Here is a 22,896-nt window from a genome sequence, read left to right as displayed (position 1 = left end):
TGCGCCCTGGCGATTAATAGCCCATGACAACTGCGCGTCAGTCTGATGACACCGCTTGGCCGCCCCTAAGCGATGTAGACTGGGGACTTGCCGCCCAGGAGAGCGCAATGAGCCCCAGTCTTACGCTTCGCCAGTACACCGATGCCCCCATCGCCCACAGCCATGACCATGCACAATTAGTGTTTGGCCTGTCCGGGCGCCTGGATTTCGAAGTGGCTGGCTGCGCTGATCAGGTGCAGGAAAGCAGCGTGATGATCCTGCCGTTTGCCGCTCACCACGCCTGCGGCAGCCGCGACGGTAGCCGCTGCCTGGTGCTGGATGTGCCAACCGAGCATTGGCTGCTGCAGACACTGGGTGACCACGCCGATGCCAGTCGCCGCCTGCTCGACCGGCCGGCCCGGCTGGCGCTGGATTCGCGCCAGCACCAGTTGGTGCAATGGCTGGCCGGCAGCCCGATACAGGATCCATTGATCGCCCGGCAAGGCGCGCTGCTGCTGCTCGCCAGCCTCAATCATCCGCAGGCGATGCCACCGCCGGGGCGGCGCCTGCCTTTTGCCGCGTTCAACGCGCATATCGAACGCCACGCCGCTCATCCGCTGCATGTCGCGGACCTGGCTCGGATTGCCTGCCTGTCGGTGGCGCGTCTGCACGCGCGCTTCATGCTCGAATGCGGGCAAACCCCCATGGATTACGTGCGCCACCAGCGCCTGCAAATGGCATTGACGCTGCTGCGCGAGACGCCGCTGCCCGTGGGTGAGATCGCCGCACGCGTGGGCTACCGCTCGCAAAGTGCCTTCGCTGCCGCCATGTTGCGCGAGTTTGGCGCCTCGCCGGGCACAATGCGGCGAACGTCATAGGAAGAGTTTCGCGCTAAACATCGCGAGCCGCACGACAGACATCCCTTTCACCCAACCTCTAGACTGGTGGTCACTTTCGTTGGCAGGCATCGTAATGACTCCCCGCTCAGCCCTTGGCGCCCTGCATATCGGCGCATTGATGTTCGGCCTTACCGGCGTGTTCGGCAAACTGGCGGCCGCCTCACCGTCCATCATCGTATTCGGGCGTGCCGCGTTCGCGGTGATTGCCCTGGCGGTGTTCGCGCGCTTTGCCAGCAATGCGCCGTGGAGACACCTGCAGATGCGCGACTGGCGCCGCCTGCTGGTCAGCGGCGTGCTGCTTGCCGCGCACTGGGTGACCTTCTTCATCGCCGTCAAGGTCGCCGGGGTGGCGGTGGCGACCCTGGGGTTCGCCGCCTTCCCGGCCTTTACGGTGATCCTTGAAGGGCTGATCTTCCGCGAGCGGATTCGCGCCAATGAAATGGTGCTGGTAGCGCTGGTCAGCATCGGCCTGGTGCTGGTGACCCCGGACTTCAACCTGGCCAGTGACGCCACGGGCGGCTTGCTCTGGGGCATCGCATCGGGGCTGCTGTTCGCCTTGTTGTCACTGAACAACCGCGCCAGCTCCGGACGCATTCCGGCGGTACAGGCCGCGCTGTGCCAGAACGTGGTGGTCGCGGTCTGCCTGTTGCCCGTGGCGGCGCCGGGGCTGGCGGAGGTGCGCGCACTGGACTGGCTGTGGATCGGCCTGCTCGGGGTGTTCTGCACCGGCCTGGCCCACAGCCTGTTCGTCGCCAGCCTGGCCGTGATCAAGGCGCGCACCGCCTCGGTGGTGTTCGCCATGGAACCGGTCTACGGCATCACCGTGGCCTGGCTGCTGTTTGCCGAAACGCCCACCCTGCGCATGCTGCTGGGTGGCGCATTGATCATCGTCGCCATCGTGCTGTCCGGCCTGATGGGCAGCGCGAGCCAGGCCAAACAGCCTGTGGCGACCTGACGTCACTGCGTGCGGTCGTTATGCCCCAGGTCGCGCTGCGGGTCGATCTGATCGCGCACACGCTGCTTGAGCACCTTGGCTTCCGGAAAACCGCCATCGGCCTTGCGCTCCCAGATCTGTACGGCGTTGCAGGTGATACGAAACGCGCCGCCGGTTGACGGCTCCAGCGACACCCTGCCCAGGTCTTCGGCAAACGTACTCAACAATTCCTGGGCCAGCCACGCGGCACGCAACAGCCACTGGCACTGGGTGCAATAGGTGATCACGATCTCGGGTTTGCTGGCGGACATAACGTGAAAGGCTCCTGGGTGACGGCGTCAGTGGATCGAGTGGCTATAATACCGGCCTTTATCGCCCAGCCTCGAGATTCATGATGCGCCGCTTGTTGTCCTGCCTGTTCCTGTGCCTGCTTCCCCTTCTCGCCGACGCCGTTGAAAGCCCGCGCCCGAAAATCGGCCTGGTGCTGTCCGGCGGCGCCGCCCGCGGCCTGGCGCATATCGGCGTGCTCAAGGCGCTGGAAGAACAAGGCATCCAGGTCGACGCGATTGCCGGCACCAGCATGGGCGCGGTGATTGGCGGGCTGTACGCCTCGGGCTACAAGATCGACGAGCTGGAAAAACTCGCCCTCAGTATCGACTGGCAACAGGCCCTGTCCGACGCACCGCCCCGGGAAGACGTGCCGTTCAGGCGCAAGCAGGATGACCGCGATTTCCTGGTCAAGCAGAAACTCAGCTTCCGCGACGACGGCAGCCTCGGCCTGCCGCTGGGGGTGATCCAGGGCCAGAACCTGGCGCTGCTGCTGGAAAGCATGTTCGCCCACAGCAGCAACACGCGTAACTTCGACAAGCTGCCGATTCCGTTCCGCGCCGTGGCCACCGACATCACCACCGGCGAAAAAGTCGTGTTCAGCAAGGGCCACCTGCCCCAGGTGATACGCGCCAGCATGTCGATCCCCGCGGTGTTCGCGCCGGTGGAGCTGGATGGGCGGCTGCTGGTCGACGGCGGCATGACCGACAACATTCCCCTGGACGTGGCACGGGACATGGGCGTGGACATCGCCATCGTGGTGGACATCGGCACACCGCTGCGCTCACGCAAGCAATTGGCGACCGTGGTCGATGTGCTCAATCAGTCCATCACTCTGATGACCCGGCGCAATTCCGAGGAACAACTCAAGGCCTTGCACCCCAGGGACGTCTTGATCCAACCGCCCCTGGCCGCCTACGGCGTGACGGACTTCGGACGCGCCAGGGACATGATCGACGCTGGCTACCGCGCCACCCGCGCCCTCGACCTGCGCCTGGCACACCTGCGCCCCGCTGAGCCGGTCGATGCGCAACTGACCGCCGCCCGCACCCCGGGCGAACGCACGCCGATCATCACCGCGATCGACGTGGAAAACGACTCCAAGGTCAGCGACGACGTGATCCGCTACTACATCCGCCAGACGTTGGGCGAACCGCTCAACCTTGGCCGCCTGCAATCGGACATGGGTACGCTGTACGGCCTGGACTACTTCGAGCAGGTGCAATACCGCGTGGTGAAAAAGGGCAAGGACAATACCCTGGTCATCAGCGCGCGCGGCAAGCGCAGCGGCACCGACTACCTGCGCCTGGGGCTGAACCTGTCGGATGACATGCGCGGCGACAGCGCCTTCAACCTTGGCGCCAGCTACCGGGTAAACGGGATCAACCGCCTCGGCGCCGAATGGCTGACGCGGGTGCAGATCGGTGACCGCCAGGAGCTGTACAGCGAGTTCTATCAACCGATGGACACCGGTTCGCGCTATTTTGTCGCGCCCTATATCAGGGCTCAGGCGCAGAACGTCGAGCTGACCCTGGACAACGACCCCGTTTCTGAATACCGGCTGGAGCGCTACGGTTTCGGCCTGAACGTCGGGCGGCAGATCGGCAACAGCGGCGAAATCCGCTTCGGCGTGGGAGAAGCCTGGGGCAAGGCGGACGTGCGCATTGGCGATCGCAACCTGCCGAGCATGAGCTTCAGCGAGGGTTTCTATGAGTTGAAATACTCGTTCGACTCTTTCGATAACGTCTACTTCCCGCACACCGGCGAAGACATCGGACTGGCCTTCCGTGAGTTCGCACCCGGACTGGGTTCGGACCAGCGCTACCGCCAATGGGAGTTCAAGCTGGACAAAGCCATGAGCCACGGCCCCGACACCCTGATCCTCGGTGGTCGCTACGGACGCACCCTGGATGATTCGGATGTGGTGGTGTCCAGCTTCCTGCTGGGCGGCGCGCGACAATTGTCAGGCTTTCGCGAGGACGCGATCTCGGCCCAGAACATCAGCCTGATGCGCGCGGTGTACTACCGCCGCCTGACGCCGCGCTCGTACCTGCCGCTGGATTTTCCGCTGTACCTCGGGGCCTCGGTGGAACGGGGCCGGGCGTGGAACAACGACAATGCGTTCGACAGCGGCTACATCAACGCGGCGAGCATATTCCTCGGCTTTGATACGCCGCTGGGGCCGTTGAATTTCAGCTATGGGTTCAATGATGACAACCAGAAGGCGGTGTACCTGAACCTGGGCCAGACCTTCTAGAACGCTGCGCAAATCAAATGTGGGAGGGGGCTTGCCCCCGATGGCGGTGTATCAGTCAAAAATGCTCCAACTGCCCCCCTCCCACATTTTTGATCTTCACTGAACCTGGAATCAGGACTTTTCCAGATTCGCCAGGATGTGCCCATGGACGCGCATGCATACGCGCAGATCCTCTTCGTCCACCCCCACGAACAGTTCATGGCGCAACGCCGTGGCGATGGTCTCGATCTGGTCGATCAGCGGGCGCGCCGTGTCACACAGCAGGATACGTTTGGCGCGGCGGTCTTCCACCACGGCCTGGCGTTGCACCAGGCCCTGACCTTCCAGGCTGTCGAGCAGACGCGCCAGGGTCGGCCCTTCCACGCCGACACTTTGTGCCAGTTCACGCTGGGTGGGTGCTTCGGTAAAACGCGCCAGGTGCAACAGCACCAGCCATCGCGCCTGGGACAAGCCCAGCCCCGCCAAGCGGCGGTCCAGCTCGGCGCGCCAACCTCGGGACATTTGCGCCAACTGCATGCCAAAACGGTGTTGATCGGTTAACGGCATAAAAAACTCATGATTTAGACTGAAAATAAAGTGTGGCTAATTATTAGTCAGCTAAGCATGAGCCATGCCAGGAGGCAAGGCCCGGTATGTACTGATTCGTTACATTGTCGTAATCGCCACACTAAATTTCGAATTCCGACTGCAAAGCGGCCCGTACGCAGTACAAAACACCCTCGGGAACCCGTCCGGCAAACAGGGGCGCGATCTCCGCGACAGGTGGCAATTCGCCCTCTCCGTCGAGAAAGGCATCCTGGATTTCGCCGAGCAAATCCTCCGGCAAATCAAGGGCCTGCTCCAGGGACAATTGCTGCTTGCCGATGGCTTCGGCCAGCAACGTATACACATTTTTTTCCGAGCATTGCAGTTGGCCGGCGATCTGGATCGGGGTCATGCCGGCGCGGGCCAGGCTGATCAGTTCGTGGCGGATATCGGCGATTTCCTTCGGTGCTTCGGCCTGGCCGCCGAGCACCTCGAGGAAGGCCTGGCCATAACGCTCCAGCTTGCGTGCGCCCACGCCGCTGACCCTGGCCATTTCGGCCATGCTGGTGGGCTGCTCGCGCAGCATCTCGAGCAAGGTCGAATCGGGGAAGATGACGTAGGGCGGCACGCTGTGCTCCTGCGCCAGCTTGCGCCGCAGGGTCCGCAAGGCCTCCCACTGTTCGCGCTCCTCGCCACGCACCAGTTGGCTGGCCTGGCTGGTACTGCTCTTGGCGGTGGTCTGCGGCTTGAGGTCGCGGCGCAACTCCAGGCTGACTTCGCCCTTGAGCAAGGGCCGGCAGCTGTCGTTAAGGCGCAGGCCACCGTAGCCCTCGATATCGATGTCGACCAGCCCGCGCGCGACCATCTGGCGGAACAGCGAACGCCATTCGCCTTCGGCGCGGGCCTTGCCGACGCCGTAGACCGAGAGTTTCTCATGGCCGAAGCTGCGGACCTTTTCGTTGTCCTTGCCCAGCAGTACATCCACCAGGTGACCGACGCCATAGCGCTGGCCGGTGCGGTAGATCGTCGACAACGCCTGGCGCGCCGGCTCGGTGGCGTCCCAGGTCTGCACGCCATCGATGCAGTTATCGCAGTGGCCGCACGGTTGCGGCATGTCTTCATCGAAATACGCCAGAAGCGTCTGGCGGCGGCAGCGGGTCTCTTCACACAGCGAGAGCATCGCGTCGAGCTTGTGCTGCTCCAGGCGCTTGTGGCGCTCATCGCCTTCGGAGTTCTGCAGCATCTGCTTGAGCATCACCACATCCTGCAGGCCGTAGACCATCCAGGCATCCGCCGGCAGGCCGTCACGGCCGGCGCGGCCGGTTTCCTGGTAATAGGCCTCGAGGGACTTGGGCAGGTCCATGTGTGCCACGAAACGCACGTTGGATTTGTCGATACCCATGCCGAAGGCGATGGTCGCCACCATGATCAGGCCTTCCTCGTTGAGGAAGCGCTTCTGGTGCGCCGAGCGTGTTTCATTGGGCAGGCCGGCGTGATAAGGCAGCGCCGGATAACCTTGCTCACAGAGGAACGCGGCGACTTCATCGACCTTCTTGCGTGACAGGCAATAAACGATGCCCGCATCGCTGCGCCGCTCGGAGAGAAACGCGAGCAACTGCTTGCGCGGCTGCTCCTTGGGCACGATGCGGTAGAAAATATTCGGGCGGTCAAAGCTCGACAGGAAGCGCTCGGCGTCCTGCAAATGCAGGCGCTCGACGATTTCTTCGCGGGTACGCTTGTCGGCGGTGGCGGTCAGGGCGATACGCGGCACATCGGGGAACAGCTCCGCCAGTTGACCGAGCTGCAGGTATTCGCGGCGGAAATCGTGGCCCCATTGCGACACACAGTGGGCTTCGTCGATGGCGAACAGGGCGATTTCCAGGCTCTGCAGGAACGCCAGCATGCGCGGCTGCACCAGCCGCTCCGGCGCCAGGTAGAGCATCTTCACTTCGCCGCGCTTGATCCGCGCGGCCAGGTCGCGCTGCTGCTCGGCGCTGAGGGTGGAGTTCAAGGCAGCGGCGGCGACACCCAGCTCTTCCAGGGTGGCGACCTGATCGTCCATCAATGCGATCAGCGGCGACACCACCACGGCCAGGCCATTGCGCAACAGCGCCGGCACCTGGAAGCACAACGACTTGCCGCCGCCGGTAGGCATCAGGACCAGGGCATCGCCGCCACTGGCCACGCGCTCAATGATCGCACCCTGGCGGCCACGAAAACTGTCGTAGCCGAAGATGTCCTTGAGGACGCGTTGAGCCTGCTCGAGCATGTAAAACTCCAAAATGGTGCGCAAATCCCTCTGTACAGGCTGGCCGAAAAAAATCGCTTTCATGGAAAATAATCCGTAAGCGAAGTTTTCCCGGATTGCCGCATGGCCTGCAGGGGCATCACAAAACGCGGCAGTATACCCGAGCGTTCGTCGGCAAAGGGCGTGACTGACGAATAGACCACCGCTGTTTAAAACCAGGCAAATATGCCTTGCGGCTGGCCTGGGCGCTCAAGAACGCCTAGAATTCAGCATCGTTTATTCCCAAGGTAATTCTTCAATGTCCTTCGCTGAGCAACTAACCCGCCTGCAAGCCTTCCTCGACGCCGATGAGCTGCATGACGAGGCGCTGGACTATGTGGCCGCCCACGGCTACCTGACCGCGCTGTCGATCTGCTCCGAAGTCGTCCCCGACCGTGAGTGGATCGACGCGCTGTTCGCCGAAGAACCCCATTACGCCGACGACGCCCAGCGCGAAGAAATCGAAGCCACCCTGCTGGCGCTCAAGGCCCACATCAGTCGCCAACTGGCTTCCGATGAGGAGTTCGAGCTGCCGTGCGAACTGGACCTGGGCGACGATCCGGACGACTCCGACCTGCGCGGCTGGTGCATCGGCTTCATGGAAGGCGTGTTCCTGCGCGAAGCCGCCTGGTTCGAAACCGCCGAGGAAGAAGTCAGCGAAATGCTCCTGCCGATCATGGTCGGTTCGGGGCTTTTTGAAGAAGAAGCCGAGTTTTCCGATATCGCCGCCGACGCCAACCTGATGGACGACATGATCGTGCAGATCCCGGAAGCCCTCACCGCGCTGTACCTGCTGTGCAACGCGCCTGACGAAAAACCGGCGATCCTCAAGCCACGTCACCACTGAGTCGCTAGCCCGTGGACCCCATGGGCAAGCGCTCGCCGCTCCTGCGTTACGCGCTGCTGGCCATCGGCTGGCTGAGCGTAGCGCTCGGGGTGATCGGCATTTTCCTGCCGGTATTGCCAACGACCCCCTTTCTCCTGCTGGCTGCCGCCTGCTTCGCTCGAAGCTCCCCGCGTTTCTATCACTGGCTGGTGGAACACCCGCGCCTGGGCCCCTGGATCCATGATTACCTGGACGGCAATGGCATCCCGCTCAAGGGCAAGGTCTACGCCATCGGCTTGATGTGGCTGAGCATCACCGTGTCCTGCTACCTGGTGCCGTTGCCGTGGGCACGCGGGTTCATGCTGACCAGTGCGGTGCTGGTGACGATTTATATCCTGCGCCAGAAAACCCTGCCCCCTCGCTGAGCCGCGACATCAGGTCGCGCTCAGACCTTGGTCGACACTGACTAACCCCAAGCATCATGCGAGACTGTCCGACCGGGCCCGCACCGCCCGGGTGTCCCTATGCTCGGAGTTACCATGACGCTGTCCAGCGGGCTGATCGCCGCCGTTGCCCTGGCCTATATGGCCATTATGTTTGCCATCGCCTTTTACGGTGACCGCCGCCATGCGCCGCTGCCGCCGCGTGTGCGTGCGTGGGTGTATAGCTTGTCGCTGGCAGTGTATTGCACCAGCTGGACGTTCTTCGGCGCGGTGGGCCAGGCTGCCGAACAGCTGTGGGCATTCTTGCCGATCTACCTGGGGCCGGTGCTGTTGCTGGTGCTGGCGCCCTGGGTGCTGCAGAAGATGATTCTGATCAGCAAGCAGGAAAACATCACCTCCATCGCCGACTTTATCGCCGCACGCTACGGCAAATCCCAGTCCCTGGCGGTGGTGGTCGCGTTGATCTGCCTGGTCGGCGTATTGCCTTACATCGCCCTGCAGCTCAAAGGCATCGTGCTCGGTGTGAACCTGTTGATCGGCTCCGGGCCCGACACCACGGGCTCGCGGGCCCAGGACACCGCCTTGGTGGTGTCGCTGGTGCTGGCGCTGTTCACCATCGTATTCGGTACCCGCAACCTCGACGCCACCGAACACCACCGGGGCATGGTCCTGGCGATTGCCTTTGAATCGCTGGTCAAGCTGTTCGCGTTTCTGGCGGTCGGCGCGTTTGTAACCTACGGGCTGTACGACGGTTTCGGCGACCTGTTCAGCCAGGCGATGCTCGCACCACGCCTGGAGGAATACTGGAAGGAGACCATCAACTGGCCGTCGATGGTGGTGCAGACCGGCGTCGCGATGATGGCGATCATCTGCCTGCCCCGGCAATTTCATGTGACGGTGGTGGAGAATATCGACCCGCAGGACTTGCGCCTGGCCAAGTGGGTGTTCCCCGCTTATTTGATCCTTGCAGCGCTGTTCGTGATCCCCATCGCCCTCGGCGGCAAGATGCTGTTGCCAGGCTCGGTGCTGCCCGATTCCTACGTGATCAGCCTGCCGATGGCCGAAGCCCACCCGGCCCTCGCCGTACTGGCCTTTATCGGCGGCGCCTCGGCGGCCACCGGCATGGTGATCGTGGCCAGCATTGCCTTGTCGACCATGGTCTCCAACGACATGCTGCTGCCCTGGCTGTTGCGCCGCTCCAGCGCCGAACGGCCCTTCGAAGTGTTCCGCCACTGGATGCTGTCGGTGCGCCGGGTCAGCATTGTGATCATCCTGCTGCTGGCCTATGTGAGTTACCGACTGCTGGGTTCCACCGCGAGCCTGGCGACCATCGGCCAGATCGCGTTTGCCGCCGTGACCCAGCTGGCCCCGGCGATGCTCGGCGCGCTGTACTGGAAACAGGCCAACCGGCGCGGGGTATTTGCAGGATTGGCGGCGGGTACGTTCCTGTGGTTCTACACCCTGGTCCTACCGGTTACCGCGAAAAGCCTGGGCTGGTCGCTGAGCCTTTTCCCCGGCCTGACCTGGATGCACTCGCATCCCTTCGGCTTTTCCGTGACCTCGCTGACCTTGGGCACCGTGTTCTCCCTGGCGGGTAATTTCACGTTGTTTGTATGGGTGTCGATGCTGTCGCGCACGCGGGTCTCCGAGCATTGGCAGGCCGGGCGCTTTATCGGTCAGGAAATCAGCCAGCGCGCCAGCGCCCGTTCCATGCTGTCGGTACAGATCAGCGACCTGCTCAGCCTGTCAGCGCGCTTTGTCGGTGAAGAACGGGCCCAGCAGAGCTTTATCCGGTTTGCCTATCGCCAGGGCAAAGGCTTCAACCCCAACCAGAATGCCGACAACGACTGGATCGCCCACACCGAGCGTTTGCTGGCCGGCGTACTCGGCGCGTCGTCCACGCGCGCCGTGGTCAAAGCCGCCATTGAAGGGCGGGACATGCAGCTGGAGGACGTGGTACGGATCGCCGACGAAGCGTCCGAGGTGCTGCAATTCAACCGCGCCCTGCTGCAGGGTGCGATCGAAAACATCACCCAGGGCATCAGCGTGGTGGATCAGTCGCTCAAGCTGGTGGCCTGGAACCGGCGCTACCTGGAACTGTTCAACTACCCCGACGGCTTGATCAGTGTCGGTCGGCCGATTGCCGACATCATCCGCTACAACGCCGAGCGCGGCCTGTGCGGCCCCGGTGAGGCACAAGTGCATGTGGCGCGACGCCTGCACTGGATGCGCCAGGGCCGTGCGCACACGTCAGAGCGGCTGTTTCCCAATGGACGGGTAATCGAATTGATCGGCAACCCGATGCCAGGCGGCGGGTTTGTCATGAGTTTCACTGACATTACCGCGTTCCGCGAAGCCGAACAGGCGCTGACCGAGGCCAACGAAGGCCTGGAGCAACGAGTGACCGAGCGCACCCATGAACTGTCGCAGCTCAACGTCGCGTTGACCGAGGCCAAGGGCGTGGCCGAATCCGCCAGCCAGTCGAAGACCCGCTTTCTGGCGGCCGTCAGCCACGACTTGATGCAACCGCTGAACGCCGCACGCCTGTTCTCCGCCGCCCTGTCCCATCAGCATGAAGGCCTTTCCGGCGAAGCCCGGCAACTGGTGCAGCACCTGGACAGTTCGTTGCGCTCGGCCGAGGATCTGATCAGCGACTTGCTGGATATCTCGCGCCTGGAAAACGGCAAGATCAATCCACAACGCCAGCCGTTCGTCCTCAACGAGTTATTCGACACCCTGGGCGCCGAATTCAAGGCATTGGCCCAGGAGCAAGGCTTGCGCTTTCGTTTGCGCGGCAGTCGCCTGCGGGTGGACAGCGACATCAAGTTGCTGCGGCGGATCCTGCAGAATTTCCTGACCAACGCCTTTCGTTATGCCGACGGGCCGGTACTGCTGGGCGTACGTCGCCGCCAGGGCCAGTTGTGCCTGGAAGTCTGGGACCGTGGCCCAGGCATCCCGCTGGATAAACAGAAAGTGATTTTCGAAGAATTCAAACGCCTGGACAGTCACCAGACCCGCGCCGAAAAGGGCCTGGGCCTGGGCCTGGCGATTGCCGACGGCCTGTGCCGCGTGCTGGGCCATCGCCTGAGCGTACGCTCGTGGCCGGGCAAGGGCAGCGTGTTCAGTGTGCGTGTGCCGTTGGCGCGTAACCAGACCGCGGCACCGGTCAAGGCCGCGCAGGAAAATGGCCTGCCACTCAGCGGCGCGCACATACTGTGCGTGGATAACGAAGAAAGCATCCTGATCGGCATGCGCAGCTTGCTGACACGCTGGGGTTGCGAGGTGTGGACCGCTACTGACCAGGCGCAATGCGCCGCCCTGCTGGCTGAAGGCATGCGCCCGCAACTCGCGTTGGTGGATTACCACCTGGACCACGGCGAGACCGGTACCGAGCTGATGGGCTGGCTGCGCGCCGAATTGGCCGAGCCGATTCCCGGCGTGGTCATCAGTGCCGATGGCCGTGCGGAGATGGTGGCGAAAGTGCATGCGGCGGGGCTGGATTACCTGGCCAAGCCGGTGAAACCGGCGGCGTTGCGGGCGCTGTTAAGTCGGCATTTGCCCCTTTAATTCAAGTGTACTCCGTACAATGTGGGAGGGGGCTTGCCCCCGATAGCGGTGCATCAACCAATAGATCTGGCGACTGACACTCCGCAATCGGGGGCAAGCCCCCTCCCACATTTGGCCTGTGTTTTACTCAGGAAGATGCGCTACACCGTCAGCATCCGTCATCGCGCGCTCGAGCAGATCCGCCGGCAGGCTCTTGCTCGCTCGGGCGCCGAGCAGTCTCAACTGCTCGGTGCGACTGACCAGATTCCCGCGTCCGTCTGTCAGCTTGTTGCGCGCTGCGCTGTAAGCCTTATCCAGCTGTTGCAGACGATTACCCACTTCGTCCAGATCCTGGATAAACAGCACGAACTTGTCATACAGCCAACCGGCGCGCTCGGCGATTTCCCGTGCGTTCTGGCTCTGACGCTCCTGCTTCCACAAGCTGTCGATCACCCGCAGGGTGGCCAGCAAGGTGGTCGGGCTGACAATCACGATATGGCGGTCAAAGGCTTCCTGGAACAGGTTCGGCTCGGCTTGCAGCGCTGCGGAAAACGCCGCTTCGATCGGCACGAACAACAGCACGAAATCCAGACTGTGCAAGCCTTCCAGGCGCTTGTAATCCTTGCCGGCCAAGCCCTTGACGTGATTGCGCAAGGACAGCACATGCTGTTTCAACGCCGCCTGGCCAATCACCTCGTCATCCGCCGCAACGTACTGCTGGTAGGCGGTCAGGCTGACCTTGGAGTCCACCACCACCTGCTTGTCGCCCGGCAACATGATCAGCACGTCCGGCTGGAAACGTTCGCCATCCGGGCCCTTGAGACTGACCTGGGTCTGATACTCGCGACCTTTTTCCAGCCCCGCATGTTCCAGCACCCGCTCGAGGATCAGCTCGCCCCAGTTACCCTGGGTTTTCTGGCCTTTAAGGGCGCGGGTCAGGTTGGTGGCTTCGTCCGACAGGCGCAGGTTCAATTGCTGCAGGCGTTCAAGCTCCTTGGCCAGGGAAAAGCGTTCGCGGGCTTCGTTCTGGTAGCTTTCTTCAACGCGCTTCTCGAAGGACTGGATGCGTTCCTTGAGCGGGTCGAGTAACTGCCCGAGACGCTCCTGGCTGGTCTCGGCAAAGCGTTGTTCGCGCTCGTCGAAAATCTTCCCCGCGAGTTCGGCGAACTGCGCGCGCAGCTCATCGCGGGAACCTTGCAGGTCGGCGAGACGTTGTTGATGGCTGTCCTGCTGTTCCCGCAGCTCGGCGCGCAGGGCCGCGGCCAGGGCGTCAAGGCGGCGCAGTTCGGTTTCCTTGGCGCTGCGGTCGATATTCCAGGCGTGGGCGGCGTCGCGGGCGTTATCGCGGTCGATCTGCAACAGCTCGACTTCGCGGCGTACCGCAGCCAGGTCGGCCTGCTTGGCGGCGTTGGCCTGGCTCAGATCGCTGATCTCGTCGCGGCTGGCGTCCAACTGCGCGGCAAGCCCTTCCTGGGCCAGTTGCGCGATGGCCAGGCGCTCTTCCAGCAACTCCCAGCCGGTGGTGCGCGCGGTCAGCCGCCGTTGAAGCTGCCAGCACCACGCCAGTAACGGCAGGGCTGCGCCCGCAAGGCCGAGGGCGACACTGGTCCAGTCGAACACCATAGTCATTTCTGCCTTCACCCAAAAACAGCAAGGTTAACCAAGCAAGGCACGGGAGGACAGCTCAGTCTTCGACCTGGCCCAATTCGCGCTGGGCGCGGCGATCACCGGCACGGGCCGCCGAACGCAGCAGGTCCTGGCCGATACGCCGGTCGCGGGCATTTCCGCATTCACGGCACATCAGTTGGCCCAGGCGGCTCTGTGCGGCCACCACGCCTTCACGGGCAGGCTGCTTGAGCAGACGGCCGGCCAAGTGCTTGATGTTGGTACTCTGCCCCAGGCGTGGGCTGTCGAGCAGCCACAAGGCGACTTTCAACGAGAAGCGCTTGGGCGCGGTAACAGTTTGGGGAGTGTCGGTAACAGAAGGTGATACTGAGCGAAACTTCATAAAGCACTGTGGGGCAGACCGGAAGGCGCGCCACTCTACTCTTTTTTTCGTACAGGTAAAGCTGAAAAAACGCTGCACGCCCGTTCTAGAGCAAGCGCTTGGGACAATCCACAGAAGCTGTGGATAACTCAGTGGACAACCCCGCTTTAACTCGCGCAAAGCCCCATGGAACGGGGGCCGCAGTCAAACTGACGATTTTTTCACCAATAAAAAAAAGCCAGATTTTTCATTGACTTAAATTTTGATTGCAGGCAAATGAGCGGGCTCCAGGGCCGCTGCCCCTGAAGTTACACAAGCTGCGACAAATGTGCACAACTACCCAGTCAATGGTTATATCGCGGGCCTTTTTGCTCCAACAGGCCGGGAAAATGTTACTGCCTGCAGGCCTGGGGACTTTTCAAAGCGGTCGCCGCTCGCCACACTTCTCCACCGACAACGCAACCGTGCAGGGCCGATGAAAGGAATTCTGTTATTCGCCACGTTGCTGCTGGCCATTTGTGCGACATCCCTGGCCATCAATGCGCTGTTACCGTCCCCGGACGGCGCGCTGTTTGCCATCGCTATCCTGGTATCCGCCGCTCTGACCGCGTCAAGTCTGTGCATCGAACTGGGAGAAGGCGGGATCGGCGACATGCGTGATGTCATTCGGGTCATCGAGACCGGCAAGTCCTTGAGGCTGACCCTCGCCGCCTACGCACTCGGTTGTACGTTGGCCGCGTCGATCACCGTGCTGGTCTATCGCGGGCTGCTGGGGGGTTGATCGGGATTTTTTTACGGGACCCCTTCCCTTCCCTGTTTCGATCCGTTACTATCCGCGGCGTTAGTACCAAGCTGAAAGTCAATTCTGGTCGAACATATCCCTGAATCACATGGGATCGACCACCTCGATGGTTTCCAGGTATCACTTGCGACGACACGGCCTTTGAACAAGCAAAGGGTGTCGCGAAGTCTCCATACTCTGACCGAACCAACCTGCAAATTGATCAGGATCTTCACCCGGGGCCCAGAACCTTTGCCCCTGTTGTGTTGCCTGCCCTCCTAAGTACCTACCTGCCAGCCCAAGCGCGCCTCATTCAATAGCGCTTCAAACTGGCTGCTTTGTTCCAGTCGGGTTCTTCGTTTGATCAATGGTGATCAACGTCACTGGAACGTTTTAATACGGCATGGTTCTTATCTGTGTCATTTGTAGGAACACCCATAATATGAACGCTCAAATCCATACTCAGGATGCCATTCGCACCCTCACCAACGCTTTTGCCCCAATGAACTGCCTGATCATGGCCGCTCGCAAAGGCTGCTTCAGCTTCACCCTGGTCAACGAACATGGCATCGCTCGTCACAGCGAACGCCTGTACCCCGATCAATACTCCAGCGCAGAACCGCTGCAGGCCGTGATCGAGCGTACCCGTCAGGCATTGATTGCCTGATCGACCCGAGTCGCTGAAACACAAAAACCCTGTCTGAAAAACAGGGTTTTTTATTGCCTGCATTCAGCCAAAGAATTCTTACTAATCACAAATAGATATAAACGTTATAACCAGTTGAAGAAGATGTTTTAAAAACAGTCCTTTACAGGATGAATATGACACTACACTTCAACTCAAGCGGCATGATCCGCTTGCGACGGGCCTGAGATCCGATTCACCGCTGCCAAGCCCGCCTTCTCCGGCCCGTCATTCATTAAAAATATTTCACCCTCAATGACGTTTGCGAGATTTCTCCCAGGCCCGGCAAACCTGTGTCTGTCCCATGAAATACGCGACCTGCTGACCGGGCAATTTGCAAGATTCGCCAAAAAACCGCAAATCTGGTCGGATTGTCCTACAAAACCGCTCTATCTCCTGCATTACAGCCTATAGCGCGATGTGAAATTTATTGATACTTTCCGCAGCGGTGATCACACGGAGTTCTAATAATGAAAAAAGTAATGCTCAAGACCACACTTAGCCTCGCCGTTGCCATGGCCTCCTCCCAACTGTTCGCCAGCGGCTTCGCCCTGAACGAACAGAGCGTCAGCGGAATGGGTACTGGTTTCGCAGGTCGCTCTTCTTCTGCCGATGATGCAAGCACTGTGTATGGCAACCCTGCCGGCATGGCTCGCCTGAACGGCCAGCAGGTGACCGGCGGTGTCGCGGCCATCGATGCGTCCACTGACCTGAGCAATACCAGCGGTCGCTCCAGTGGCAGCAACAAGGGCGATATGGTGCCGTTCACCGCCGTCCCTTTCGGTTTCTACACCAATAAACTCAACGATCAGTGGGCTGTGGGTTTCGGCGTCTATGCGCCGTTCGGCCTGGTGACCGACTACGAAAGCGGCTTCCAGGGCCGTGGCTTCGGCAGCAAGAGCGAAGTGAAAGTCATCACTTTGCAACCGACTGTCAGCTACGCCTTCAACGATCGCGTTTCCGTGGGTTTTGGCCCGACCATCAACCGCATTGCCGGTACCCTGGAATCGGACCTGACGCTGAACCCTCGCGCCCCCGACACCAACATCAAGATCAAGGGTGACGACACCGCGCTGGGCTTCAACATCGGCGTGCTGGTACAAGCCACCGATACCACCCGCGTCGGCCTGACCTACCACTCCAAGGTCAGCTACAAGCTGGACGGCCACACCGAAGTCACCGCACCGACCGCGACTTCGCCGTTCCTGCGCAGCAATCGCTACGACGCCTCGCTGAAGATCGACACGCCTGAGTCCTACGACCTGTCGGTGACCCAGGACCTGACCGATGCGTGGAAGCTCTACGCCGGTGCAACCTGGACCCGCTGGAGCCGCCTGAAAGATATCACCGTCAAGAACGAAGGCGTGACTGCCGCAGCGGGTGGCGCGCTGGCCCCCGGCCTGGTCGGCACCATCAAGGAAGACCAGAACTGGCACGACACCTGGGCGTACGCCGTGGGTACTTCGTATCAGCTGACCAAGCAGGTGGTACTGCGTACCGGCCTGACGTTCGACCAGTCGCCGACCAACAACACGGATCGCTCGCCGCGCATTCCTACCGGCGACCGCACCATCTTCAGTCTGGGCCTGGGCTACGAGGTCATGCCGAACATGACCATCGACGTGGCTTACTCCTACCTGAAGGAAGAGGACGTCAAGGTTGCACGCGCCAACCAGCTGGCCAGCTACAACGCCAAGTATGAGAACAGTGCCAACGGTTTCGGCCTGGGCATGACCTACCGCTTCTGATTCATCGCGGTATAAAAAAGCCCCGCCTCCTGCAAAGGAGGCGGGGCTTTTTAATGGACGATCCTGTATCAGGGCTTGGAAGCGATCGCCTGCTCCACCGCCTTGATCAGCTCGGGACTGTCAGGCTTGGTCAGGCTGGAAAAATTGGCAATCACCTTGCCTTGGCGATCCACCACGTACTTGTAGAAATTCCACTTCGGCGGCGTGTCGGTCTGCTGCGCCAGGCTCTTGAACAGGTGCACCGCGTCCGGCCCCTTGACCTTCTGCGGCTCGGTCATGGTGAAGGTCACGCCGTAATTGACGTAGCAGACCTTGGCGGTTTCCTCGCCGGTCTTGGCCTCCTGCTTGAAGTCGTCGGAAGGCACGCCAATCACCTCCAGTCCTTCGTCCTTATAACGCTGATACAAGGCTTCAAGGCCTTTGAATTGGGGAGCGAAGCCGCAGAAGCTCGCCGTATTGACGATCACCAAAGGCTTGCCTGCAAAACGCTGGCACAGGTCAATGGATTCCTTGGCCCGCAGCTTGGGCAATTGGCCCTCCAGCAACGGCGGGCATCCGGCGGCCAGGGCCACACTGCCAGCAGCCATCAGGACGGGTACAGCGAGCCAGCGCATCAACATATCAAAGGTCCTTGATTCGGTTCAGACAATGAACTTAACAGATCGCCATGCCCAACTGCATCAACGCCAGGCCGCCTTGCTGCCAGCCCCACCAGGCCAGCAGCAACACCACCAGCGCCACCGCCAGGATCACGCACCGCAATGCTGCACTCATGCCGCCTCCATTTGCGCCTGAATGCGCGCCACCGGCCGCTCACGCACCGGCCAGTTCAGGGCCGCCGCGAGCAGGCTGAGCAAAATTGCCACCTGCCAGATCAAGTCATAGCTACCGGTTCGATCATAGACCACCCCGCCCAACCAGCCACCGAGAAACGAGCCGAGTTGATGGAACAGGAACACAATCCCACCCAGCATCGAAAGGTTTCGCACGCCAAACAAGGTGGCAACCGTGCCGTTGGTCAGAGGTACGGTGGACAACCAGAGGAAGCCCATGGCCATACCAAACAGGTAAGCCGTGACTTCGGTGACCGGCGCCCACAGGAACAGCCCGATCACCACCGCACGCAGCAGGTACAAACCGGTGAGCAAACGCGGCTTGGACATGCGCCCACCCAGCCAGCCGGCGGTGTAGGTGCCGAACACATTGAACAGGCCGATCAAGGCCAGCACCGTGGTGCCCACCGTGGCCGGCAGATGCTGGTCCACCAGGTACGCCGGCAGATGCACGCCGATAAACACCACCTGGAATCCGCAGACGAAAAAGCCGAAGGCCAGCAGCCAGAACCCGGAGTGGGAGCACGCCTCCTTCAACGCTTCGCGCAGGGTTTGTTGACCGAGCGTCACCGGTAGCGGTTTGTCCTTGAGCATGGCCACCAGCGGCAGGATCAACGCCACCATCAAGCCCAGTGCCAGCAGCGCCGCCGACCAGCCCAGCCAACCAATCAAGCCGAGGGTGCCAGGCACCATGGCGAACTGGCCAAAGGAGCCGGCGGCGCTGGCGATGCCCATGGCCATGCTGCGTTTCTCCGGTGCTACGGCGCGGCCGACCACGCCGAGAATCACTGAAAACGACGTGCCGGACAGGCCGATGCCAATCAGCAACCCGGCACTCAGGGACAATGACCACGCCGAGTCCGACATGCCCATCAGCACCAGGCCCACGGCGTACAACACGCCGCCGACGAACACCGCCCTGGTCGCGCCGAAGCGGTCGGCCAAGGCCCCGGTGAACGGCTGTGCCAGGCCCCAGATCAGGTTCTGCAAGGCAATGGCAAAAGCGAACGTCTCACGCCCCCAGCCGAATTCGCTGCTCATCGGCGCCAGGAACAGCCCAAAGCCGTGCCGCACGCCCAACGACAACGCCAGGATCAGCGCACTCCCCAAAAGAACCCAGCCACTGGTGCGCCACATCGAGGTCATTTCTTATTCTCCGTCGCGGGTATATACCCGCTTGTAGTCAAACAAACCGCCGTTCAGGCAAGTTCATCCAGCAAGGCCAACAGGGTTTCGCGCTTTTGCGCGCCAAGCTGATCGATCAATTTCTGTTGCGCCGCTTCCCATGCCGGCAGGGCCGCCGCCAACCGCTGCTGGCCCGCCTCGGTCAATACCACCAGGCGATTGCGCAGGTCATCACCCTCGACCAACCGCACCAGGCCGTCACCTTCCAGGACGCGCAGATTGCGCCCCAGGGTGCTGCGGTCCAGGCCCATGGCTTCGGCCAGGCTGGAAATACTCGGCTGATCGAGACGTTGCAGGTTGCACAGCAAGGAATACTGCGCAACGTTGATCCCGAAGCCGTCGAGGGCGCCGTCGTAATGCCGGCTGACGCCACGGGCGGCGCGTCGCAGGTTGGTGCATAGACATTGGGAGGCAAGCATGGAGCGTGTATATACCCGGAGTTGTGCAAATGCAAGAAAGTGTTACAACGCCAGTCCAATCAGCACCGCCGTTTCCAGCAGTTCCAGCAGTGCGCCGGCAGTATCCCCGGTGGTACCACCGAGGCGCTTGACCATCACCTGGCGCAACCCGATAAAACACACTGCGGCAAGCAATACCGCCAGCCCCCCGTTGAACCCGCCGATCAGGATGCAGGCCAGTCCACTGAGGATCAGCACCTGCTGGCCGACAACCCTGGGCAGATGATCCGACAGCGCCTGACCCAATCCACCCGCGCGCACATAACGCGTAGTGAGAAACAGCGCCAGCATCGACGCCCGGCCGATCAGCGGCGCGAGAATCAGCGCAGCGCCATTGTGCTGCTCGATCAGCGTCACCAGCGCGGTGAACTTGAGCAGCAGCACCAGGCCCAGGGTGACCACGGCAATGGGCCCGCTGCGTGGGTCCTTCATGATGGTGAGGGTGCGTTCACGGTCGCCAAAACCACCCAGCCAAGCGTCGGCACTGTCGGCCAGGCCGTCCAGGTGCAGGCCGCCGCTGAGCAGCACCCAGGCGCTCAGCAGCAGCGCGGCGTGCAGCAACAGTGGCGTGCCCGTCAACAACGCGTTCAGGCCCCACAGCAGCAGGCCGAACAGCACGCCCACCAGCGGATAAAACAGCAACGAACGCCCCAGTTCCTGCGGTTGCGGCATGCCCGGCAGGCGAATCGGCAGGCTGCTCAGGAACTGCAGGGCGATCCAGAACGGCAGCATGGTCAGCCTCCTTCCTTCAACGTGCCATCGGTCGCGACTTGCAAGTTGAACAGCCCGCCATGGCCGACTTCGACATTCAGCAATTGTTCACGGGGCAAGCCGCGCGCGCGCGCCAACAGCAGCCGCATCACCCCACCGTGGCTGATCAACAGCACACGCTCACCGGCATGGGCCTGGCGCAGACGTGAGACAGCACCAAGCACCCGCTCGGAGAACGCGCCCACCGGCTCACCTTGCGGCGGCGTAAAACTGTAGGGGTCCGCCCAGAACAAGCCCAGGCCCTCGGCATCGGTTTCCATCAACGCCGCCGCGCTCTGCCCTTCCCAGGCGCCGAAGTGCAGCTCCTGCAGGTCTTTTTCCAGGCTGACCGGAAGGTTGAGACGCTCGCCCAGCTCCTGGGCAAAGCGCGCGCAGCGTTGCAGCGGCGAACTGATCAGCCGGTCCCACGGCCCCCGCCCGGCGACTGCGGCGCGCATCTGTTCCCAGCCTTTGGCCGTCAGGGCGTCATCCAGGCTACCGCGCAGGCCGCCGCCCAGTTCGGTTTCGCCATGGCGCAGCACATCCAGGTGCAACGTCATGCGGGGCGGTCCGCCACGGCCGCTTCGGCGAAGGTCGCCATCTGCCCGTGCAGTGCACAGGCCAGGCGCAACAGCGGTACCGCCAACGCTGCGCCGCTGCCTTCGCCCAGGCGCAGGCCCAGCTCGAGCAGAGGCTGCGCGTCAAGGCTGTGCAGCACGTGACGATGGCCCGGCTCGGCGCCACGGTGGCCGAACACCAGCCACTCGCGGCAGGCCGGGCTCAGGCGCGTGGCGACCAGTGCGGCGACGCTGCAGATAAACCCGTCCACCAGCACCACGATGCCCGCCTGGGCGCAGGCCAGATAGGCACCGACCAGCGCGGCGATTTCAAAGCCCCCCAGGTTGAACAGCGTCTGCAGCGCGTCGTCGCGCTGGGCCCCGTGCAGTGTCAGGCCGCGCTCGATGACCGCCACCTTATGACTGACACCCTGGGCATTCAAACCCGTGCCCGGCCCGGTCAGGTCACTCACCGGGCAATCGAGCAGCGCACAGGCCAACGCACTGGCGGCGGTGGTGTTGCCGATGCCCATCTCGCCACCGATAAACAGCTGTGCGCCGCTTTCCATGGCGCGGTGTGCGCTGTCTCGCCCGGCCTGCAGGGCCTGATTGCCCTGAGCCTGGGTCATCGCCGGGCCGTTGACGAAGTTGGCCGTGCCCGCGCCGATATTCAGGTGACGCACGCCGGGCAACGCCAGGGAGGGCGTCACCGTGCCGAGATCGACCACCTCCAACTGCGCATCCAGTTGCCGGGCCAACACGCTGATGGCCGCGCCACCGGTGACAAAGTTGTGCAACATCTGCCCGGTCACTTCCTGGGGAAACGCCGACACGCCTTCCGCGACCACGCCGTGGTCGCCGGCAAAAATCGCGATCCACAGTTGATCCACCGAGGGCTTGACCCGGCCCTGCAACCCGGCCAATTGCACCGCCAGCGCTTCCAACTGGCCGAGGGAACCGGCGGGCTTGGTCAACTGCTGCTGACGGTCCCGCGCCTGTTTCTGCGCAGAAGCATCGATGGCCTTGCAGGGGTTGAGCCACCAGGAATCGGTCATAACGCAGTACCTTTCAAAGTCAGAGGCAGGCCGGCCACCGTCAGCACCACACGCTGACACCGCTCGGCCAAGGCTTGATGCAGCCAACCGGCTTCATCCACATAACGGCGAGTCAATTCGCCCAGCGGCACGACACCCAATCCGGTCTCGTTGCTGACAAAAATGATTTCACCCGGCAGCGACGCCAGGGTTTGCAGCAACTGATCGCGCTCGAACGCCAGGCGCTCGGCATCCTCAAGCATCAACAGATTGGTCAGCCACAAAGTCAGGCAGTCGACCAACAGACAATGGCCGGCAGCGGCGTTTTCGCGCAACACACGCGCCAGCTCGACGGGTTCTTCGATCAAGCCCCAGTGATCTGGGCGCCGTTCGCGATGCAAGGCAACGCGCTGATTCATTTCACCGTCCAGCGGTTGGCTGGTGGCGATATAAATCACGGACAGCCCGCTGTCGCCGGCGAGCTTTTCAGCAAGACGACTCTTACCTGAGCGAGCGCCGCCAAGAATCAATTGATGCATGAACACATACCTTCCAAGGCCCGCGCCACCGAACAATGTGGGAGGGGGGGTGCGACGATTCGACTTGCCCCCGATGAGGGAGTAACAGTGAAAACTTCGATTACTGACCCACCGCTATCGGGGGCAAGCCCCCTCCCACATTTAGTCCGCGGCTGCCTAGACAACTCTGTAGCGCCCACCCGTAACCACGATGCGCAGCGAGTCGCTTTTGATCTTGGGCGCCCCCGTTAAACCACGCTGGCCGAACGCAGGCTTGAATCCGTGGGCAACCCGGCAGGACGCCGGGTTAGCCGCCCCGCGCCATGGATGGCGCGTG

21 protein-coding genes are annotated in these 22,896 nt (G+C 62.1%); 9 read left to right on the top strand and 12 right to left on the bottom strand.

Features of this window, described 5'->3' with window-relative positions:
* The first annotated feature begins 107 nt into the window (after positions 1-107).
* Complete coding sequence (locus BFP89_RS05490) at positions 108-857, top strand: AraC family transcriptional regulator (RefSeq protein WP_065884525.1); 750 nt, start codon at positions 108-110, stop codon at positions 855-857.
* Between the two features lie 94 nt (positions 858-951).
* Entirely contained in the window at positions 952-1,833 is an 882-nt protein-coding gene (locus BFP89_RS05485; protein ID WP_065884524.1) for a DMT family transporter, read from the top strand.
* 2 nt (positions 1,834-1,835) lie between these two features.
* Here the strand turns inward: BFP89_RS05485 and BFP89_RS05480 are convergent, their stop codons facing one another.
* Entirely contained in the window at positions 1,836-2,123 is a 288-nt protein-coding gene (locus BFP89_RS05480) for a SelT/SelW/SelH family protein (RefSeq protein WP_065884523.1), read from the bottom strand.
* A gap of 83 nt (positions 2,124-2,206) precedes the next feature.
* Here BFP89_RS05480 and BFP89_RS05475 point away from each other — a divergent pair, with 83 nt between their 5' ends.
* Positions 2,207-4,396, top strand: coding sequence for a patatin-like phospholipase family protein (locus BFP89_RS05475; RefSeq protein WP_065884522.1), 2,190 nt, complete (start codon positions 2,207-2,209; stop codon positions 4,394-4,396).
* Positions 4,397-4,507: 111 nt separating this feature from the next.
* Here the strand turns inward: BFP89_RS05475 and BFP89_RS05470 are convergent, their stop codons facing one another.
* Entirely contained in the window at positions 4,508-4,942 is a 435-nt protein-coding gene (locus tag BFP89_RS05470; protein ID WP_065884521.1) for a MarR family transcriptional regulator, read from the bottom strand.
* 121 nt (positions 4,943-5,063) lie between these two features.
* On the bottom strand, positions 5,064-7,190 hold the full coding sequence (recQ, locus tag BFP89_RS05465; RefSeq protein WP_065884567.1) for a DNA helicase RecQ: 2,127 nt from the start codon (positions 7,188-7,190) through the stop codon (positions 5,064-5,066).
* 277 nt (positions 7,191-7,467) lie between these two features.
* Between recQ and BFP89_RS05460 the strand changes: the two genes are divergently transcribed.
* The 3 genes from BFP89_RS05460 to BFP89_RS05450 all read left to right on the top strand — a co-directional run bounded on the left by BFP89_RS05460 (position 7,468) and on the right by BFP89_RS05450 (position 12,044).
* Positions 7,468-8,055 carry a UPF0149 family protein gene (locus BFP89_RS05460; RefSeq protein ID WP_057721316.1) on the top strand — a complete coding sequence of 196 codons (588 nt, stop codon included), beginning with the start codon at positions 7,468-7,470 and terminating at the stop codon, positions 8,053-8,055.
* A gap of 20 nt (positions 8,056-8,075) precedes the next feature.
* Positions 8,076-8,459, top strand: a complete 384-nt coding sequence (locus BFP89_RS05455; RefSeq protein WP_065884520.1) for a YbaN family protein — start codon at positions 8,076-8,078, stop codon at positions 8,457-8,459.
* Positions 8,460-8,573: 114 nt separating this feature from the next.
* Entirely contained in the window at positions 8,574-12,044 is a 3,471-nt protein-coding gene (locus BFP89_RS05450) for a hybrid sensor histidine kinase/response regulator (protein WP_065884519.1), read from the top strand.
* A 123-nt stretch (positions 12,045-12,167) separates the two neighbouring features.
* Here BFP89_RS05450 and rmuC read toward each other — a convergent pair whose 3' ends face one another.
* Positions 12,168-13,532: a DNA recombination protein RmuC gene (gene rmuC / locus BFP89_RS05445; RefSeq protein ID WP_176718396.1), complete on the bottom strand. Its 1,365-nt coding sequence runs from the start codon at positions 13,530-13,532 to the stop codon at positions 12,168-12,170.
* 175 nt (positions 13,533-13,707) lie between these two features.
* Positions 13,708-14,031: a hypothetical protein gene (locus BFP89_RS05440; protein WP_065884517.1), complete on the bottom strand. Its 324-nt coding sequence runs from the start codon at positions 14,029-14,031 to the stop codon at positions 13,708-13,710.
* A 454-nt stretch (positions 14,032-14,485) separates the two neighbouring features.
* On the opposite strand from BFP89_RS05440, the gene BFP89_RS05435 reads away from it, so the two are divergent.
* The 3 genes from BFP89_RS05435 (at position 14,486) to BFP89_RS05425 (ending at position 17,224) form a co-directional block, all read left to right on the top strand.
* Positions 14,486-14,791 (top strand): hypothetical protein, encoded by a 306-nt coding sequence (locus BFP89_RS05435; protein WP_065884516.1) that lies wholly within the window; start codon positions 14,486-14,488, stop codon positions 14,789-14,791.
* A gap of 442 nt (positions 14,792-15,233) precedes the next feature.
* Complete coding sequence (locus tag BFP89_RS05430; protein WP_010208698.1) at positions 15,234-15,458, top strand: hypothetical protein; 225 nt, start codon at positions 15,234-15,236, stop codon at positions 15,456-15,458.
* 488 nt (positions 15,459-15,946) lie between these two features.
* The gene (locus tag BFP89_RS05425) at positions 15,947-17,224 is read left to right on the top strand and encodes an OmpP1/FadL family transporter (protein ID WP_065884515.1); all 1,278 of its coding nucleotides are present in this window, start codon (positions 15,947-15,949) and stop codon (positions 17,222-17,224) included.
* Positions 17,225-17,292: 68 nt separating this feature from the next.
* On the opposite strand, the gene BFP89_RS05420 is transcribed toward BFP89_RS05425, so the two are convergent.
* The 7 genes from BFP89_RS05420 to cobU all read right to left on the bottom strand — a co-directional run bounded on the left by BFP89_RS05420 (position 17,293) and on the right by cobU (position 22,580).
* Positions 17,293-17,844 (bottom strand): glutathione peroxidase, encoded by a 552-nt coding sequence (locus BFP89_RS05420; protein WP_065884514.1) that lies wholly within the window; start codon positions 17,842-17,844, stop codon positions 17,293-17,295.
* Between the two features lie 150 nt (positions 17,845-17,994).
* Positions 17,995-19,203 (bottom strand): MFS transporter, encoded by a 1,209-nt coding sequence (locus BFP89_RS05415; protein WP_065884513.1) that lies wholly within the window; start codon positions 19,201-19,203, stop codon positions 17,995-17,997.
* 53 nt (positions 19,204-19,256) lie between these two features.
* Complete coding sequence (locus tag BFP89_RS05410; protein ID WP_065884512.1) at positions 19,257-19,661, bottom strand: MarR family winged helix-turn-helix transcriptional regulator; 405 nt, start codon at positions 19,659-19,661, stop codon at positions 19,257-19,259.
* A 42-nt stretch (positions 19,662-19,703) separates the two neighbouring features.
* On the bottom strand, positions 19,704-20,432 hold the full coding sequence (locus BFP89_RS05405) for an adenosylcobinamide-GDP ribazoletransferase (protein WP_065884511.1): 729 nt from the start codon (positions 20,430-20,432) through the stop codon (positions 19,704-19,706).
* Between the two features lie 2 nt (positions 20,433-20,434).
* Positions 20,435-21,010, bottom strand: coding sequence for an alpha-ribazole phosphatase family protein (cobC, locus tag BFP89_RS05400; RefSeq protein ID WP_065884510.1), 576 nt, complete (start codon positions 21,008-21,010; stop codon positions 20,435-20,437).
* The gene (gene cobT / locus BFP89_RS05395) at positions 21,007-22,062 is read right to left on the bottom strand and encodes a nicotinate-nucleotide--dimethylbenzimidazole phosphoribosyltransferase (RefSeq protein ID WP_065884509.1); all 1,056 of its coding nucleotides are present in this window, start codon (positions 22,060-22,062) and stop codon (positions 21,007-21,009) included. The genes cobC and cobT overlap by 4 nt, the downstream gene beginning before the upstream one ends.
* The gene (cobU, locus tag BFP89_RS05390) at positions 22,059-22,580 is read right to left on the bottom strand and encodes a bifunctional adenosylcobinamide kinase/adenosylcobinamide-phosphate guanylyltransferase (RefSeq protein ID WP_065884508.1); all 522 of its coding nucleotides are present in this window, start codon (positions 22,578-22,580) and stop codon (positions 22,059-22,061) included. Before cobU ends, cobT begins: the two co-directional genes overlap by 4 nt.
* Positions 22,581-22,896: the final 316 nt, after the last annotated feature.

Source organism: Pseudomonas sp. 31 R 17 (assembly GCF_900004915.1).
Classification (GTDB): domain Bacteria; phylum Pseudomonadota; class Gammaproteobacteria; order Pseudomonadales; family Pseudomonadaceae; genus Aquipseudomonas; species Aquipseudomonas orientalis_A.
Note: the sequence above shows the minus strand (reverse complement) of the source record. Positions and strands in the feature narration are given on the sequence as shown.

Coding starts and splice junctions, on each gene's coding strand:
- BFP89_RS05450 (WP_065884519.1), top strand. CDS start 8,574: ATGACGCTGTCCAGCGGGCTGATCGCCGCCGTTGCCCTGGCCTATATG.
- recQ (WP_065884567.1), bottom strand. CDS start 7,190: ATGCTCGAGCAGGCTCAACGCGTCCTCAAGGACATCTTCGGCTACGAC.
- BFP89_RS05435 (WP_065884516.1), top strand. CDS start 14,486: ATGAAAGGAATTCTGTTATTCGCCACGTTGCTGCTGGCCATTTGTGCG.
- BFP89_RS05485 (WP_065884524.1), top strand. CDS start 952: ATGACTCCCCGCTCAGCCCTTGGCGCCCTGCATATCGGCGCATTGATG.
- BFP89_RS05410 (WP_065884512.1), bottom strand. CDS start 19,661: ATGCTTGCCTCCCAATGTCTATGCACCAACCTGCGACGCGCCGCCCGT.
- BFP89_RS05420 (WP_065884514.1), bottom strand. CDS start 17,844: ATGTTGATGCGCTGGCTCGCTGTACCCGTCCTGATGGCTGCTGGCAGT.
- BFP89_RS05480 (WP_065884523.1), bottom strand. CDS start 2,123: ATGTCCGCCAGCAAACCCGAGATCGTGATCACCTATTGCACCCAGTGC.
- BFP89_RS05475 (WP_065884522.1), top strand. CDS start 2,207: ATGCGCCGCTTGTTGTCCTGCCTGTTCCTGTGCCTGCTTCCCCTTCTC.
- BFP89_RS05490 (WP_065884525.1), top strand. CDS start 108: ATGAGCCCCAGTCTTACGCTTCGCCAGTACACCGATGCCCCCATCGCC.
- BFP89_RS05430 (WP_010208698.1), top strand. CDS start 15,234: ATGAACGCTCAAATCCATACTCAGGATGCCATTCGCACCCTCACCAAC.
- BFP89_RS05405 (WP_065884511.1), bottom strand. CDS start 20,432: ATGCTGCCGTTCTGGATCGCCCTGCAGTTCCTGAGCAGCCTGCCGATT.
- cobT (WP_065884509.1), bottom strand. CDS start 22,062: ATGACCGATTCCTGGTGGCTCAACCCCTGCAAGGCCATCGATGCTTCT.
- cobU (WP_065884508.1), bottom strand. CDS start 22,580: ATGCATCAATTGATTCTTGGCGGCGCTCGCTCAGGTAAGAGTCGTCTT.
- BFP89_RS05470 (WP_065884521.1), bottom strand. CDS start 4,942: ATGCCGTTAACCGATCAACACCGTTTTGGCATGCAGTTGGCGCAAATG.
- BFP89_RS05440 (WP_065884517.1), bottom strand. CDS start 14,031: ATGAAGTTTCGCTCAGTATCACCTTCTGTTACCGACACTCCCCAAACT.
- BFP89_RS05455 (WP_065884520.1), top strand. CDS start 8,076: ATGGGCAAGCGCTCGCCGCTCCTGCGTTACGCGCTGCTGGCCATCGGC.
- cobC (WP_065884510.1), bottom strand. CDS start 21,010: ATGACGTTGCACCTGGATGTGCTGCGCCATGGCGAAACCGAACTGGGC.
- BFP89_RS05415 (WP_065884513.1), bottom strand. CDS start 19,203: ATGACCTCGATGTGGCGCACCAGTGGCTGGGTTCTTTTGGGGAGTGCG.
- BFP89_RS05425 (WP_065884515.1), top strand. CDS start 15,947: ATGAAAAAAGTAATGCTCAAGACCACACTTAGCCTCGCCGTTGCCATG.
- BFP89_RS05460 (WP_057721316.1), top strand. CDS start 7,468: ATGTCCTTCGCTGAGCAACTAACCCGCCTGCAAGCCTTCCTCGACGCC.